14 protein-coding genes are annotated in these 14,481 nt (G+C 71.9%); 4 read left to right on the plus strand and 10 right to left on the minus strand.

Annotated elements, in window-relative coordinates:
- Positions 1 to 107: 107 nt before the first annotated feature.
- The 4 genes from OOK38_RS27890 to OOK38_RS27905 form a co-directional block, all read right to left on the minus strand.
- Positions 108 to 1,061 carry a cytochrome c oxidase assembly protein gene (locus OOK38_RS27890; RefSeq protein ID WP_266756013.1) on the minus strand — a complete coding sequence of 318 codons (954 nt, stop codon included), beginning with the start codon at positions 1,059 to 1,061 and terminating at the stop codon, positions 108 to 110.
- 137 nt (positions 1,062 to 1,198) lie between these two features.
- Positions 1,199 to 2,224 (minus strand): 6-phosphofructokinase, encoded by a 1,026-nt coding sequence (locus OOK38_RS27895; protein WP_266756011.1) that lies wholly within the window; start codon positions 2,222 to 2,224, stop codon positions 1,199 to 1,201.
- 315 nt (positions 2,225 to 2,539) lie between these two features.
- Complete coding sequence (locus OOK38_RS27900; RefSeq protein ID WP_266756009.1) at positions 2,540 to 3,268, minus strand: type 1 glutamine amidotransferase; 729 nt, start codon at positions 3,266 to 3,268, stop codon at positions 2,540 to 2,542.
- Between the two features lie 19 nt (positions 3,269 to 3,287).
- Positions 3,288 to 4,526: a MurT ligase domain-containing protein gene (locus tag OOK38_RS27905; RefSeq protein ID WP_266756007.1), complete on the minus strand. Its 1,239-nt coding sequence runs from the start codon at positions 4,524 to 4,526 to the stop codon at positions 3,288 to 3,290.
- A gap of 155 nt (positions 4,527 to 4,681) precedes the next feature.
- On the opposite strand from OOK38_RS27905, the gene def reads away from it, so the two are divergent.
- Positions 4,682 to 5,221 (plus strand): peptide deformylase, encoded by a 540-nt coding sequence (gene def, locus OOK38_RS27910; protein WP_266756005.1) that lies wholly within the window; start codon positions 4,682 to 4,684, stop codon positions 5,219 to 5,221.
- Between the two features lie 157 nt (positions 5,222 to 5,378).
- Here def and OOK38_RS27915 read toward each other — a convergent pair whose 3' ends face one another.
- The gene (locus OOK38_RS27915) at positions 5,379 to 6,023 is read right to left on the minus strand and encodes a TetR family transcriptional regulator (RefSeq protein WP_266756003.1); all 645 of its coding nucleotides are present in this window, start codon (positions 6,021 to 6,023) and stop codon (positions 5,379 to 5,381) included.
- 169 nt (positions 6,024 to 6,192) lie between these two features.
- On the opposite strand from OOK38_RS27915, the gene OOK38_RS27920 reads away from it, so the two are divergent.
- On the plus strand, positions 6,193 to 7,422 hold the full coding sequence (locus OOK38_RS27920) for an acyl-CoA dehydrogenase family protein (RefSeq protein ID WP_266756001.1): 1,230 nt from the start codon (positions 6,193 to 6,195) through the stop codon (positions 7,420 to 7,422).
- A gap of 330 nt (positions 7,423 to 7,752) precedes the next feature.
- Positions 7,753 to 8,448: a transcriptional regulator gene (locus tag OOK38_RS27925; protein WP_266755999.1), complete on the plus strand. Its 696-nt coding sequence runs from the start codon at positions 7,753 to 7,755 to the stop codon at positions 8,446 to 8,448.
- Between the two features lie 110 nt (positions 8,449 to 8,558).
- On the opposite strand, the gene OOK38_RS27930 is transcribed toward OOK38_RS27925, so the two are convergent.
- The 5 genes from OOK38_RS27930 to OOK38_RS27950 form a co-directional block, all read right to left on the minus strand.
- A complete protein-coding gene (locus OOK38_RS27930) occupies positions 8,559 to 8,798 on the minus strand; it encodes a DUF6213 family protein (protein WP_266755997.1) in 240 nt (79 codons plus the stop codon).
- A gap of 25 nt (positions 8,799 to 8,823) precedes the next feature.
- Positions 8,824 to 10,215 carry an NADP-dependent succinic semialdehyde dehydrogenase gene (locus OOK38_RS27935; RefSeq protein WP_266755996.1) on the minus strand — a complete coding sequence of 464 codons (1,392 nt, stop codon included), beginning with the start codon at positions 10,213 to 10,215 and terminating at the stop codon, positions 8,824 to 8,826.
- Positions 10,216 to 10,324: 109 nt separating this feature from the next.
- Positions 10,325 to 10,801 (minus strand): NUDIX domain-containing protein, encoded by a 477-nt coding sequence (locus OOK38_RS27940; RefSeq protein WP_266755994.1) that lies wholly within the window; start codon positions 10,799 to 10,801, stop codon positions 10,325 to 10,327.
- Positions 10,798 to 12,336 (minus strand): ATP-dependent DNA ligase, encoded by a 1,539-nt coding sequence (locus tag OOK38_RS27945; RefSeq protein WP_266755992.1) that lies wholly within the window; start codon positions 12,334 to 12,336, stop codon positions 10,798 to 10,800. Before OOK38_RS27945 ends, OOK38_RS27940 begins: the two co-directional genes overlap by 4 nt.
- A 401-nt stretch (positions 12,337 to 12,737) precedes the next feature.
- Positions 12,738 to 13,682: an NAD(P)/FAD-dependent oxidoreductase gene (locus OOK38_RS27950; RefSeq protein ID WP_266755990.1), complete on the minus strand. Its 945-nt coding sequence runs from the start codon at positions 13,680 to 13,682 to the stop codon at positions 12,738 to 12,740.
- Between the two features lie 79 nt (positions 13,683 to 13,761).
- On the opposite strand from OOK38_RS27950, the gene OOK38_RS27955 reads away from it, so the two are divergent.
- The gene (locus tag OOK38_RS27955) at positions 13,762 to 14,406 is read left to right on the plus strand and encodes a helix-turn-helix domain-containing protein (protein ID WP_266755989.1); all 645 of its coding nucleotides are present in this window, start codon (positions 13,762 to 13,764) and stop codon (positions 14,404 to 14,406) included.
- The last annotated feature ends 75 nt before the right edge of the window (positions 14,407 to 14,481 follow it).

A 14,481-nucleotide genomic window follows, 5' to 3' on the forward strand; every position in this document is an offset into this window, starting at 1 on the left:
CGCGGTTTCCCCCCTGGACCCCGCGATCCGGAGACCGGGCACGGAGCTTCGTCTCCATGCTACTGAAGGGAAATGCCTTTCACGCAAGCGCGAATGACGCGGTTGAATCAGTTGCCGCGTGCGTTGAGGGAGGCCAGATAGGCGTTGTATGCCTCGAGTTCCTTGTCGCCGTCGCGGTCCGCGGCCCGGTCCTCGCGCTTGGCCTGCCGCTGCTCCGAGCCGTACCACTGGAAGAGCAGCGCGAGCAGGACGAGGACGGAGGGGATCTCGCTGAACGCCCAGGCGATGCCGCCCGCGGCGGTCTGGTCGGCGAGCGCGTCGATGCCGAGGGAGGCCGACGGATTCTTGTACGCCTCCACCATCGGCTCCGAGGCCATCATCAGCGCGATGCCGAAGAACGCGTGGAACGGCATGCCCGCGAACAGCTCCAGCATCCGCATCAGGTAGCCCGGGCGGTGCGGGCCCGGGTCCACGCCCATGATCGGCCAGAAGAACACCAGCCCGACGGCGAGGAAGTGGCACATCATCACGATGTGGCCCGCGGTGGAGCCCATCAGGAAGTCGAAGATGGGGGAGAAATACAGCGCGTACAGGCTCGCGATGAACATCGGGATGGTGAACGCGGGGTGCGTGACGATCCGCATGTACCGGCTGTGCAGGAACATCAGCAGCAGCTCACGCGGCCCCTTGTTGCCCCGCTTCGCCGCGACGGGCAGCGCGCGCAGCGCCAGCGTGATCGGCGCCCCGAGCAGGATCAGGATCGGCGACAGCATGCTGATCACCATGTGCTGCACCATGTGCACGCTGAACATGACCATGCCGTAGTCGTTCAGCCGGGTGCACATGACGAGCATCACGGTCAGCACGCCGATGACGAAGGAGGCCGTACGGCCCCACGACCACGCGTCGCCGCGCCGTGCGAGTCGCACGACACCCCAGCCGTACAGCCCGAGCCCGAGCAGGCACGCGACGAGAAAGAACGGGTCCGCGGACCACACGAGCCCCCGCCCCAGCGTGAACGGCGGCAGATCCATGGTCATGCCGTGCCCGCTGTGATCCATCCGCCGGCTCCTGTTTCTGGGGGTACCTCCCAGGCCCTTTTAAGGCACTGGGGGAGGTTGTGTGCTGTCTGTCCGCACCAGAGTAGAACCGCCCCCGGCCGCTGCTGCGACCGGGGGCGGTTCGGGCTGTCTGCGTCTCAGAGCACGCACTCCGCCTCGGCGTACCGCTCGTCGGGAACCGTCTTCAGGGTCTCGACCGCCTCCGCGAGCGACACCATCACGATGTCGGTCCCGCGCAGTGCGGTCATCTTCCCGAACTCGCCCCGGTGCACGGCCTCCACGGCGTGCCACCCGAACCGGGTCGCGAGCACACGGTCGTACGCCGTCGGCGTTCCGCCGCGCTGCACGTGCCCGAGGATGACCGGCCGGGCCTCCTTGCCGAGTCGCTCCTCCAGCTCGATGGAGAGCTGCCGGGCGATGCCCGCGAAGCGCTCGTGGCCGTAGATGTCCTTGCCGCCCTCGTCGTACTCCATCGAGCCCTCGCGGGGCTTCGCGCCCTCGGCGGCGACCACGATGGCGAACCGCTTGCCCGCCTCGAAGCGCTCGCCGACCCGCGCGGCCAGCTCCTCGATGTCGAAGGGGCGCTCCGGTACGACGATGGCGTGGGCGCCCGCGGCCATGCCGGAGTGCAGCGCGATCCAGCCGGTGTGGCGGCCCATGACCTCCACGATCAGCACGCGCTGGTGGGACTCGGCGGTGGTCTTCAGCCGGTCGAGGGCCTCGGTGGCGACACCGACCGCCGTGTCGAAGCCGAAGGTGACGTCCGTGACCGCGATGTCGTTGTCGATGGTCTTCGGCACGCCGACGATCGGCAGGCCGCCGTCCGACAGCAGACGGGCCGCCTTCAGCGTGCCCTCTCCGCCGATCGGGATGATCGCGTCGAGCCCGAGGTCCGCGACGTGGCCCTTGGCCCGCTCCACGCCGTCACGCAGATGCGCGGGCTGGACCCGGGACGAGCCGAGCATGGTGCCGCCGCGAGCCAGGATTCCGCTCACCGCGTCGAGGTCGAGCTTGAGGTAGTCGCACTCCAGGAGACCCTTCCAGCCGTCCCGGAAGCCGATGACCTCGTCGCCGTGGTCGACGACGGCGCGGTGTACGACCGACCGGATGACGGCGTTCAGGCCGGGGCAGTCGCCGCCGGACGTGAGGACACCAATGCGCATAGCCCGAAATACCTTCTCAACGTGGGCCGGGGACCGGACCACGTTGTCCGGCGAGGATCCCCGCCACCCTACCGGCGGGAGGGGGCCCGGCCGTACCGTGCGTCCGCCTGCTGGACGCACCCGCTCACCTGTGCGGATGTGCTGTCAGACGGGCTCCGGAACGGGCTGCGCGGAGCCGTCCTCGAGCGGAAACGGTCCTCCCGGGAAACGCGAAGAGGTCCTCCGGGGAAACGCGAGGAGATCCTCCCGGGAAACGCGAAGAGGAACCGTTCCTCCTTGAGGAACGGTTCCTCCGGCCCGCCGGGCGGGCAGGTGCTACGCGGGCTGCTGGGCGGACGCGATGCGCTCGGTGCGCAGCGCTTCGTACCAGCGGTCGTCGATCGGCGGCAGAGCGTTGACGTCGAGGGCCAGCTTCAGCAGCAGGTCCGCGATCTGCGGATTGCGGGCGAGGACAGGCCCGTGCATGTACGTACCGAACACGGTGTCGTTGTACGCGCCCTCGGTGCCGTCCCCCGTGCCGTTGCCCTTGCCGAGCCGCACGTTCGCGAACGGGCGGGCGGTGGGCCCGAGGTGGGTCACGCCCTGGTGGTTCTCGAAGCCGGTCAGCTGGGGCAGGCCGAGCCGCGGGTCGATGTCCGCGAGGACGTCGCCGACGCACCGCTCGCCCTCGCCACGCGTGGAGACCACGTCGAGCAGGCCGAGGCCCGGCTCGCGCTGGCCGAGGTCGTTGATGAACTCGTGCCCGAGGATCTGGTAGCCGGCGCAGACGGAGAAGACGATCGCGCCGTTGCCGACCGCGCGGTGCAGACCGCCGTCGCGGCGCAGCCGCTCCGCGGCGAGCCGCTGCGGCCGGTCCTCGCCGCCCCCGATGAGGTAGATGTCGCCGGAGGTGGGGATCGGCTGGTCGCTGCGCACGTCCACGCGGGCCACGTCGAGGCCGCGCTGACGGGCCCGGCGTTCCACGACGAGGGCGTTGCCCTGGTCGCCGTAGGTGCTCAGCAGGTCCGGATAGATCCACACCAGACGCAGGCTGTTGTCACTCATTCTCTTCGTCCTCCGTGGCTCAGTTGCCGACACGACGCCTCAAGTCCTGGAATGCGGTGTAGTTCGCGATGACCTCGATGCGTCCGGGCGGTGCGAGCTGCACGGCCTGGTCGAGGTTCTCGCAGACCTGGAACTGCTGGTTGGCGACTTCGAGGCGCACGGCGAGGTCCAGCTTGCGGTCGCCGAGAACGAAGATCGGGTGCCCGGTCAGGCGGGTGTAGTCGACGTCCCACAGCCAGGAGGTGTCGGTGCCGTCGGCGCCGCGCGCGTTCACCGACAGGATGACCGGGGTCGGCGGCGGGTCGATCAGGGAGAAGGTCTCCAGCCAGCCCGCGGGGTTCTTGGCGAGCAGCAGACGCAGGTCGCGCTGCATGAACTGCACCACGTCGTAGCGTCCGGCCACCGCCTGCACCTGGTACATGCGCTCCAGGGCGACCTGCGGCGGCACCCCGAACACGGCGGCCACGGCGGCCGACGAGGCGGCGTTCGCCTTGTTGGCGCGGCCCGGCAGCTGGAGGTGGATCGGCCAGGCGGAACCGTGCGGGTCGAGGACGTGGTCCCCGGCCAGGGCCCAGGTCGGCGTCGGACGGCGGAAGCCGCAGTCGCCGCAGAACCAGTCGTCGCCGGGGCGCTGCATCACACCGCCGCAGGACGGGCAGGACCAGGCGTCGTCCTTCCACATCTGACCGGCCGCCACCCACATGACGTTCGGCGAGGAGGACGCGGCCCAGACCACCAACGGGTCGTCCGCGTTGGCGACCACGACGGCCTTGGAACCGGCCAGCCCCTCACGCCAGTGCTCGGCCATCATCCGCGTCTCGGCGGCCCGGTCGAGCTGGTCGCGGGAGAGGTTCAGCAGCGCGATGCACTTCGGGTCGGTGTCACGTGCGACACCGGCGAGGTACTTCTCGTCGACCTCGATGACCGCGAACTTGGCGTCCGACCCCCCGGCGAGTGCCGACGTGATGCCCGCGGGCATGTTGGCGCCGAGCGCGTTGGACACGACCGGGCCCGCTGCGCGCAGCGCCTCCGCGATCAGCCGGGTCGTCGTGGTCTTGCCGTTGGTCGCCGACACCAGGATCACGTCCAGGTGCGTGGCGAGCCTCGCCAGCAGGTCGGGGTCGAGCTTGAGCGCCACCCGGCCGCCGATCACCGATCCGCTGCCGCGTCCGGCGGCTCGCGAGACGGCTGCCGCCGCCTTGCCCGCCGTCACGGCCAGCTTGGCCCGCGGCGACAGCGGGTCCGAGTTGCCTGACATCGTTTCTCGATCCTCCTTGCGGTACGCGCCGCGCCCCTGCCCCCGGCACCATGTGGGCCTCAGCCTATCGAGATCCACTCACGTGCCCGAATCGCGGCACCACCTCGGTGCCCGCGCGACATGCGCGCGCTTCCCAGGACCGTACCCTTGCCGCCATGCGACACGGTTCCATCCCGGGCACCCACGGGCGCGTCCGGCCCCTCACCCTGCTCGGCGACCCCGTCCTGCGTACGGCCTGCGAGGACGTCACCGACTTCGGCCCTCAACTCGCCGAGCTCGTCGAGGACATGTTCGCGACGATGTACGCGGCCGAGGGCGTCGGCCTCGCCGCGAACCAGGTCGGCGTCGGACTCAGGGTCTTCGTGTACGACTGCCCGGACGACGACGATGTCCGCCATGTCGGACATGTGGTGAACCCACGTCTTGTCGAGGCGGACGGAGTGGTCCTGCGCGGACCGGAAGGCTGTCTCTCGCTGCCCGGCCTCGAGGCCGGCACCGAGCGGTACGACCACGCGGTCGTCGAGGGCCGCACGGTCACCGGTGAGCCGGTGACCGTGCACGGCACCGGCTGGTTCGCCCGGTGCCTCCAGCACGAGTGCGATCACCTCGACGGCGGGGTGTACGCGGACCGCCTCGCCGGGTGGCGCCGGCGGCGGCTGCTGCGCCAGGTGGCACGGGCTTCCTGGAGCGGCTGAGAACAGTCTTGCGCGGTGGGCCGCGTCCGGCCCGCGGCGGTCCTGTTCCGTGGGCCGTGCACCGCCCCCTCGGGCGGTGCGACGCGCCCTCCGCGGCGCTTCGGCCGCGCGGGCACGCACCGGCCGCGGACTGACGGGGCGTCCGCCTGAGCCCGGGTCAGAATCCCGGTCCGCCGACGCGGTCGCCCGCCGCCGCGAGGCGACCCCACAGCAGGTCGGCCAGGCTTCGCACCAACTCGGCTCGTGTGCAGGGCCGTTCGCCGAGCCACCAGTCCCCGGCGGCGTGCATCATGCCGACGATCCCGTGGCCCCAGACCCGCGCCAACTGCTGGCTGCCCGGACCGAGATCCACCCGCTCCTCGATGACCTCGGCCAGTTCCTCGCCCATGCGGCGCAGCACCGGCGCGGAGTACTTGCCCACGTCGAAGCCGGGGTCGCCCGGCTGGCCGCCCTCCGCCGGATGCATCAGGAACCGGTAGACCTGCGGGCGGGCCTCGATGGCGGCCAAATACGTATCGAGCGTCGCCTCGACGCGCTCACGCCGCTCGGCCGGGGCGTCCAGTGCCGCCCGCAGCGCTCCGAGGAGTGCGTCGGTGTGCCGCTTGGCGAGTGCGGCGTAGAGCCCGCCCTTGTCGCCGAAGTGGCGGTACAGAATCGGCTTCGTGATGCCCGCCTCGGCGGCGATGGCGTTCATGGAGGCCCCGGGGCCGTCGCGGAGCACCACTCTGTCGGCGGCTTCCAGCAGCTCGCGCCGGCGGCGGTCGGCGGACCTCTGCTGATCGGTCCGCTGTGTGGTGTCCATGTGCTCTCCCCACCCGTGGTGATTCGGTGACGCCTGCGCAAACTAACACTGATCGCCGTATGGGTATCGAACGGGCTGCCGAGCGGAGCTCGGGAGTTGACTTTTTCTACTAGCCGGTAACAGACTCCAGTTACCGCAAGTAACAGTTTAGTGCAGCGCTGGAGGGGACATGGCCGAGTTCACCATGGAGCTCAACGACGAACAGAAGGAGGTCCGGGACTGGCTGCACGGCTTCGCCGCCGATGTCATCCGCCCCGCGGCCGCCGAATGGGACGAGCGCGAAGAGACTCCCTGGCCGGTCATCCAGGAAGCCGCGAAGGTCGGCATCTACTCCCTGGACTTCTACGCCCAGCAGTACTTCGACCCCACCGGCCTCGGTATCCCGATGGCCATGGAGGAGCTGTTCTGGGGCGACGCGGGCATCGCCCTCTCCATCGTCGGCACCGGCCTCGCCGCCGTGGGCGTCCTCGCCAACGGCACCGAGGAGCAGATCGGCACCTGGATCCCGCAGATGTACGGCGATGCCAACGATGTCAAGGTCGCCGCCTTCTGCTCCTCCGAGCCGGACGCCGGCTCCGACGTCGCCTCGATGCGCACGCGTGCCGTCTACGACGAGGCCAAGGACGAGTGGGTCCTCAACGGCACGAAGACCTGGGCGACCAACGGTGGCATCGCCAATGTCCACGTCGTCGTCGCGGTCGTCGACGCGGACCTCGGCTCCAAGGGCCACGCCTCCTTCATCGTGCCGCCGAACACGCCCGGCCTGTCGCAGGGCCAGAAGTTCAAGAAGCACGGCATCCGCGCCTCGCACACCGCCGAGGTCGTCCTGGAGAACGTCCGCATCCCCGGCTCCTGCCTGCTCGGCGGCAAGGAGAAGCTCGACGAGCGCCTGGCCCGTGCCCGTGAGCGCGTCAGGGCCGGGGGCGGCGAGCGTGTGAAGAACGCCGCCATGGCCACGTTCGAGGCGTCCCGTCCGGCCGTCGGCGCCATGGCGGTGGGCACCGCGCGGGCCGCGTACGAGGTCGCCCTCGACTACGCGAAGACGCGTGAGCAGTTCGGCCGCCCGATCATCGACAACCAGGGTGTCGCCTTCCAGCTCGCCGACATGCGCACCTCGATCGACGCTGCGCGGCTGCTGGTGTGGCGGGCGTCCTGGATGGCGATCAACGGCAAGCAGTTCACGGCGGCCGAGGGATCGATGTCGAAGCTGTTCGCCAGCGAGACGGCGAAGAAGGTCACCGGTCAGGCGATCCAGATCCTCGGCGGCAACGGCTACACGCGGGAGTACCCGGTGGAGCGGATGCACCGTGACGCGGCCATCTACACGATCTTCGAAGGCACCAGCGAGATCCAGCGGCTGGTGATCGCCCGGACGCTGTCCGGGATGCCGATCCGGTAGAGGGTCCGCGCGGGCGGGGGCGGTAGCGGCCCCGCGCTCGGTTCCCCGCAGCCTCGCACCCGTCACCGGGCGCCCGTCACCGGGCACCCGTCACCGGGCATCCGTCACCGGGCACCCGTCACCGGGCACCCGCGGATCACGGGTGTCCCAGTCCCATGGGGCGTCCGCACGCCCGGCCCGAGGGTGAGCATGTCCGGCTCGCCTTCGGGACGACGAACACCGGCTGGACCTGGGACATCGCACCGGACCGCGCTCGACCGGGGGCGCCGGGTCCCGGCATGGCACCCTGGTCGAAGGGGCTCGGAGTCAGCCGGACCGAAGGAGCACGCGATGACGCCGACGGCCAGGGAACTGCTGGAGAGCACCACCGGGAAACTCGCCCCGGATCCCCATGCCAACCGGCTGCTGCCCGTGATCGCCCGGGGCGCCGCCCAGCGCAGCACGCTCGCGGCCCTCGCCCTCGAACAGCGCCATGTGATCGCCGCGGATCACCGCGCGTTCCTGCATCTGGCCGAACGGTCGGCGATCGGCACCCGGACCTCGGCCCCCGACCCGGCGTGCGCGGCCTTCTTCGAGATGCTCGCGGAGGGTGAGGCGCTGGCCCAGGACCGGCTCGCCGCCTTCGCCGCCGCCGTGGGGGCCGACGAGGCACGGGCGTCCGCGTACGAACCGCTCGCCGACTGCCAGGCCTACCCCGCGTACGTCGCCTGGCTCGCCCTGAACGGGGAGCCGGTCGACGTCGTCCTCGCGCTCGGCGCCGACTACGCGGCGTGGGGTGGCTATTGCGAGACCATCGCCGAGGCCCTGCGCCACCACTACGGCTTCGGCGACGAGGCCTGCGGCTTCTTCGACTTCTTCGCCGCGCCCGCCCCCGAGCTGGAGCGCAGGGCGCTGGGCGCCGTGCAGGCCGGGCTCGACGCCGGGCGGGTCTCGCAGGACGACGTCCACCGCCACGGACGGCTGCTCCAGGCGTACGAGACGAAGTTCTGGCACGCCCTGTGGGAGCTGGACCAGCGGGTCGTCTGACGCCGGGTCTGCGGGGCGTCAAGGGCGGGTCGTTGCGGGGTTCGGGCGGCCGCCGCTCAGCGGGCCGCCCGTCGCCCGTACGGGCCGGAGGCCGGGAGGGAGCCCGTCGCTCAGCCGCCGCTCGTCCCGCTGCTGTGCGCGATGCAGGCGACGTCGATCCGGTCGGCCAGCTTGGCCAGCTCGATCGTGAGCGCGGCCACCGTGTCCTCGTCGAGGCCGTCCTGGCCGGCCTCCACCAGATGCAGCCAGCGGCCGCCCACCGTGCGGAGCAGCTTGCTGACGTCGGCGGCCGACACCTGCAACGTGCCGCGGTCGTCGACGATCAGAGGGAGGGTCACTTCGCGGTTCACAGGGGGGATCGTAACTGCGGAACGCTCACGCTCCGTGCCATACGGTGGTGATGTTGCAGAACTCTCGGATTCCGTGCCCCGACAGCTCACGCCCGTAGCCCGACCGCTTCTCCCCGCCGAAGGGGAACGCCGGGTGCGAGGCCGTCATCCCGTTGAAGAAAACCCCTCCCGCGTCCAGATCGCGGACGAACCGTTCCCCCTCGGCCTCGTCGCGCGTCCAGACGTTCGAGCTGAGCCCGAACGGGGTGTCGTTGGCGATGGCGACCGCCTCGTCGAGGTCGGCCGCCCGGTACAGCGTGGCGACGGGCCCGAAGGTCTCCTCCTGGTGGACGCGCATCTCGGGGGTGATGTCGGTGAGCACCGTCGGCGCGTAGTACCAGCCGTCGCCGAAACCGTCGGGGCGTCCACCGCCGCACAGCACCGTCGCGCCGTTCTCCACCGCGTCGTCGACGAGTTCCTCCAGGTCGGCGCGGCCCTGCTCGGTGGAGAGCGGCCCGATCTCGGTGTCCTCCTCGAGCGGGTCGCCGACCTTGAGGGCCCGCATGCCCGCCGCGAAGCGCTCCGCGAAGACGTCGAACACGTCGGTGTGCACGATGAACCGCTTGGCGGCGATGCACGACTGACCGTTGTTCTGCGCACGCGCCGTCACGGCGATCTTCGCGGCGCGCTCGACGTCGGCGGACGGCATCACGACGTACGGGTCGCTTCCGCCCAGCTCCAGCACCGTCTTCTTCACCTCGTCCCCGGCGACCGAGGCGACCGCCCGCCCCGCCGGTTCGCTTCCGGTGAGGGTGGCTGCCTTGACGCGCGGGTCGCGCAGGATGCCCTCGACCGCTCCCGACCCGATCAGCAGCGTCTGGAAGCAGCCCTCGGGGAAGCCCGCCCGGCGGAACAGGTCTTCCAGGTAGAGGGCGGTCTGCGGCACGTTCGAGGCGTGCTTGAGCAGGCCCACGTTGCCCGCCATCAGCGCGGGCGCGGCGAAGCGCACCACCTGCCAGAGCGGGAAGTTCCAGGGCATCACGGCGAGCACGGGGCCGAGCGGCCGGTAGCGCGCGAGGACTCTGGAGGCCCCGGAGTCCGCGGCGTCGGCGGGGGCGGCCAGTTCGTCGGCGAGCAGGTCCTCGGCGTGGTCGGCGTACCAGCGCATGGCCTTGGCGCACTTGGCGGCCTCCGCCCGGGCCTGCTTGACCGGCTTGCCCATCTCGGTGGTCATCACCCGGCCGATGTCCTGCACGTCCCCGTCCAGGAGCTCCGCGGCCCGGTGCATCAGCCGGGCGCGCTCCGCGAAGGACGTGGTGCGATGGGTGCGGAACGCGGACTCGGCTGCAGCGAGCCTGCGCTCGATCTCCTCGGCGCCGAGCGCGTCGTACGTCTTGAGCGTCTCGCCGTTCGCCGGGTTCACCGTCGCGATGGGCATGGCCGACCTCCTGAAAGCGGGCTGTTCCTCGACCCTCCCGCGCGGCGCGGTGCGGCGCAACGCGGAGGGCGTCTCGGGGAGCCGGTGCACCTGGCCCGGACACCGGTTCTCAGCCCGAGTGCTCCGCCAGCCGGTCGAGGAACACGGCCTGTGCCTTCACGATCAGCGTCCGGGCCCGGTCCGGGGTCATCCACTCCACCCGGTCCAGCTCGGGGAACTCCTGCCGCTGTCCCGACTTCGGCGGCCACTCCATGGTGAACGTGCCGGGGACCACGGCCGCCGGATCGAGATCCGACTCGATGGCCCAGGCCGTGACGACCTTGCCGTTGGTCTGCGTGACCTCGCCGAGCGGGACCGCCTCCCCGTCGGGCGGCGGCAGCCCGAGCTCCTCCCGGAACTCGCGACGGGCCGCGTCCCAGGCCGTCTCGTCGGGCTCGTACTCGCCTTTGGGAACGGACCAGGCGCCTGCGTCCCGCCGTGCGAAGAACGGGCCGCCCATATGGCCGAGCAATACCTCCAGGCCGTTGTCGGTGTGCCGGAACAACAGCAGTCCGGCGCTCCTCTTTCCGTGCTGCTTTCCGCTCATCGCGTCACCTCCGGGTGTGCGGCGAGCAGCGTGTCGACCGTGTCGGCCTCGGCCGGCGGTTTGTCCTCGCGATAGCGCACGACCCGGGCGAAGCGGAGGGTGACCCCGGCGGGGTAGCGGGTGGACCTCTGCAGGCCGTCGTACGCAATCTCGACGACGAGTTCGGGCCGTACGGTCACCACGTGCCCGTCGTCCTCGACGGCCAGCTCCCGGAGCCGTTCGGTCTGCCAGGTGAGCATCGCGTCGGTCATGCCCTTGAACGTCTTGCCGAGCATGGCGAAGGAGCCGTCGCCGGTGCGGGCGCCCAGGTGCAGGTTGGAGAGCTTGCCGGTGCGCCGCCCGTGGCCCCACTCGGCCGCGAGGACCACCAGGTCGAGGGTGTGCACGGGCTTGACCTTCAGCCAGGACGCTCCGCGCCGCCCCGCGCTGTACGGGGCGTCCAGGGCCTTCACGACGACGCCCTCGTGGCCCCGGGCGAGCGTGTCGGCGAGGAACTTCTCGGCCTCGGCGGCCTGGTCGGGCCCCGGCACCAGCGTCCGCCGGACCCGCATCGGCTCGGGCACCAGCCGTGCCAGTTCCGCGTGCCGCTCGGTGAACGGCAGGTCCAGCAGCTCCCGCCCGTCGACGGAGAGGGCGTCGAAGAAGACGGGGGAGACGGGCACCGTCCGCGCGGCCGTCGCCACGTCCACGCGGGACCCCACCCGGCCGGCCGTCTCCTGGAAGGAACGCGGCCGCCCCTGGTCGTCCAGCGCGATCACCTCACCGTCCAGGATGAACCGCTCGCCGCGCAACTCCAGTGCCGCGTCGGTGAGTTCGGGCAGCCGGTCGGTGATGTCGTCGAGGGTGCGGGTGTAGACGCGGACGTCCTCGCCGTCGCGGTGCAGCTGTACGCGGATGCCGTCGAGTTTCTCCTCGACCGCGCAGGCGCCGAGCTTGCCGACCGCCTCGGACACGGAGGCGGCGGTGTGCGCCAGCATCGGGAGCACCGGGCGGCCGACGGTGAGCCGGAAGCCGTCCAGGGCCCGCGGGCCGTCCGCGAGGAGGGCCCGCGCCACCGCCTGCAGCGAACCGGCGAGCATCACCGCCCGGCGTACGTCCCCGGCGGGCGCGCCGGTCGCCTCGGCGAGCCCCTCGACCGCGACCGCGTCCAGCGCGCCCTGACGCACCTCGCCGGTGAGCAGCCCGAACAGGAAACGCTGTTCGTCCTCGGTGGCCGCCGCCATCAACTCGCCCACCAGGCGGGCCCGTTCGGCCTGTGATCCGGTGCCGGAGACCTGGCCGAGCGCGGTGAGCCGGGCGTCGACCTCGCGCACGGTGAGGGTGGGCTCGACGGCCGGGTCGACCTGTCTGCTCAGCACCTTCCAGCCGATGCCGAGCCGGCCCTGCGGCAGCCGGCCCGCCAGATACGGGATCACGATCGGCACGTCGTCCGCTTCGGCATCCCGGAACAGCTCCGCGAGCAGAGCTGTCTTCCGGGACCGCGCCGAGGTGGCGGCGACCTCCTGGGACACATGGGCGAGCCGGCTCAGCAGCATCTAGCCATGGTGCAACGCCGACGCCGGGTTCACACCCGTACGCGGCGGGGCCCGGTCGTACGGCGTCCGTCGCCGCGTGGGGGCGCCGGTGTCGCGGAGGTGCGCCGGGGCCTCGCCGGAGGGGGCGGCACGGGACCCATGGGTTGCGCCCCCGGGCGATGCCGGTCCACGGTCGCGCGATGCCGGGTCGGCCGTCCCGTGCGGCCGCACGGCCTCGCGGGACGGGGCGCCCGGCTCGCCCCCGGGGTGGCCCGGTCCCGCCCCCGCGCGGGCGGGATTCCTGGCCTGCCGCCGGGCGCCCGAGCCGTGCCACCGTGCGGAGGAGTCTCCGGCCCGTTGCACGGCGGCGGCATGGCCTGCCCTCCGCTCGGAGGGCAGGACCGGGCCCCGCTCCCGGCGGTCTAGCCCTGCCCCCGCGCCACGGCCGCGTCGATGTCGGTGAAGAGCAGTTCGCCGTTGAGCGTGGCCGCCGCGCGGTAGCCGCCGCTCGCCGCGTTCACGACCTGCTCCGCGAAACCGGCGGCGTTGCCCGCCGCCCAGACGCCGGGCACGCTCGTCAGTCCCGTCGGGTCCACCACCGGATACGAGCCGAACGGCGTCTCGCGCAGCTCCGCGCCCAACCGGTCGAGCAGACCGGTCTGCGGCACGGGCCGCGGCGCCACGAACAGCACCGAGCGGTCGTGCGTGGTCCCGTCCGCGAGACGCACACCGGTGAGCCGGTCGGCGACGACCACGAGCTCCGCGACCTCGCCCGGCACCACGGCGACCCCCGCCGCGGCGAGCCGGCGCAGGTCCTCGTCGGAGAGCTCGTCCTCGCCGACCGTGTGCAGGAACAGCGTCACGTCCTTCGACCACTGGCTGACCATCAGCGCCTGGTGCACGCTCATCGGCGTACCGGCCAGCACGCCGAAGGCCTGGTCGCGGACCTCCCAGCCGTGGCAGTACGGGCAGTGCAGCACATCGCGCCCGAAGCGCTCGGCGACGCCCGGCACCGACGGCAGCTCGTCGACCAGCCCCGTGGTGACGATCAGGCGGCGCGCGTGGACGGTGGGCCCGGCCCCGACCGTGACGTCGAACTCCCCGGCGCCGTCCCGGACCACGTCCACCACCCGGTCCCGGACGATCTCCACCCCGTACCCCTCGACCTCCCGCCGGCCCGCGGCGAGGAACTCGGCGGGCGGCATCCCGTCCCGGGTCAGATAGCCCTGCAGGTGCGCCGCGGGCGCGTTGCGCGGCTCGCCCGCGTCGACAACGAGCGTGCGGCGCCGCGCCCGGCCGAGGACCAGCGCCGCGGAGAGTCCGGCCGTGCCGCCGCCGACGACGACCACTTCGTATGTCCCGGTCATGGTGACCACCTCCATGTGGAGAAGGTCGCTCGATACGGGCCGGATTGACAAATGGCTTTGCCGATTCTGCAATATGGGCATGAGTGACGCGGCCCATGCGGGTGAGAGTGACGGAGTCCGGCAGGCAGCGGGCGGCGACGCGGCGACGGACGAGGTCCTCGCCGAGGTGGGTCCGCGGCTGCGCCGGATCAGGAAGGATCGCGGCGCGACGCTGGCCGGACTGTCCGAGGCGACCGGTATCTCCGTGAGCACGCTGTCGCGCCTGGAGTCGGGGCTGCGCAAGCCCAGCCTGGAGCTGCTGCTGCCCATCGCGCGGGCCCATCAGGTCCCGCTGGACGAACTGGTCGGCGCCCCGCCGGTCGGCGACCCCCGGGTGCGCGCCGAGCCGATCGTGCGGTACGGCCGTACGCACTGGCCGCTGACCCGCCAGCCCGGCGGACTCCAGGCCTACAAGGTGCTCGAACCGCAGCGGACGATGGCGCCCGATCCGCGCACGCACGAGGGCTACGAGTGGCTGTACGTGCTGTCCGGGCGGCTGCGGCTGGTGCTCGGCGAGCACGACGTCGTGCTGGGGGCGGGGGAGGCCGCGGAGTTCGACACCCGGGTTCCGCACTGGTTCGGGTCGACGGGGGAGGGGCCCGTGGAGTTCCTGAGCCTGTTCGGGCCGCAGGGTGAGCGGATGCATGTACGGGCGCGGCCCAAGGTGCGCGGCAAGGAGCTGTGAGAACCGGCGGCGGGGCCGCTCGCGAGGGGCGTGGCGAAGACGACGGGCGTCACCTGTTCCCAGGTGGGCAAGCGA

The sequence above is a fragment of the Streptomyces sp. NBC_00568 genome (assembly GCF_026341855.1).
Classification (GTDB): Bacteria; Actinomycetota; Actinomycetes; order Streptomycetales; family Streptomycetaceae; genus Streptomyces.

Excerpts from the sequence above, each read along its gene's own strand:
- OOK38_RS27950 (WP_266755990.1), bottom strand. The coding sequence starts at position 13,682 with ATGACCGGGACATACGAAGTGGTCGTCGTCGGCGGCGGCACGGCCGGA.
- OOK38_RS27895 (WP_266756011.1), bottom strand. The coding sequence starts at position 2,224 with ATGCGCATTGGTGTCCTCACGTCCGGCGGCGACTGCCCCGGCCTGAAC.
- OOK38_RS27940 (WP_266755994.1), bottom strand. The coding sequence starts at position 10,801 with ATGAGCGGAAAGCAGCACGGAAAGAGGAGCGCCGGACTGCTGTTGTTC.
- OOK38_RS27945 (WP_266755992.1), bottom strand. The coding sequence starts at position 12,336 with ATGCTGCTGAGCCGGCTCGCCCATGTGTCCCAGGAGGTCGCCGCCACC.
- OOK38_RS27915 (WP_266756003.1), bottom strand. The coding sequence starts at position 6,023 with ATGGACACCACACAGCGGACCGATCAGCAGAGGTCCGCCGACCGCCGC.
- OOK38_RS27955 (WP_266755989.1), top strand. The coding sequence starts at position 13,762 with ATGAGTGACGCGGCCCATGCGGGTGAGAGTGACGGAGTCCGGCAGGCA.
- OOK38_RS27890 (WP_266756013.1), bottom strand. The coding sequence starts at position 1,061 with ATGGATCACAGCGGGCACGGCATGACCATGGATCTGCCGCCGTTCACG.
- OOK38_RS27900 (WP_266756009.1), bottom strand. The coding sequence starts at position 3,268 with ATGAGTGACAACAGCCTGCGTCTGGTGTGGATCTATCCGGACCTGCTG.
- def (WP_266756005.1), top strand. The coding sequence starts at position 4,682 with ATGCGACACGGTTCCATCCCGGGCACCCACGGGCGCGTCCGGCCCCTC.
- OOK38_RS27905 (WP_266756007.1), bottom strand. The coding sequence starts at position 4,526 with ATGTCAGGCAACTCGGACCCGCTGTCGCCGCGGGCCAAGCTGGCCGTG.
- OOK38_RS27920 (WP_266756001.1), top strand. The coding sequence starts at position 6,193 with ATGGCCGAGTTCACCATGGAGCTCAACGACGAACAGAAGGAGGTCCGG.
- OOK38_RS27935 (WP_266755996.1), bottom strand. The coding sequence starts at position 10,215 with ATGCCCATCGCGACGGTGAACCCGGCGAACGGCGAGACGCTCAAGACG.
- OOK38_RS27925 (WP_266755999.1), top strand. The coding sequence starts at position 7,753 with ATGACGCCGACGGCCAGGGAACTGCTGGAGAGCACCACCGGGAAACTC.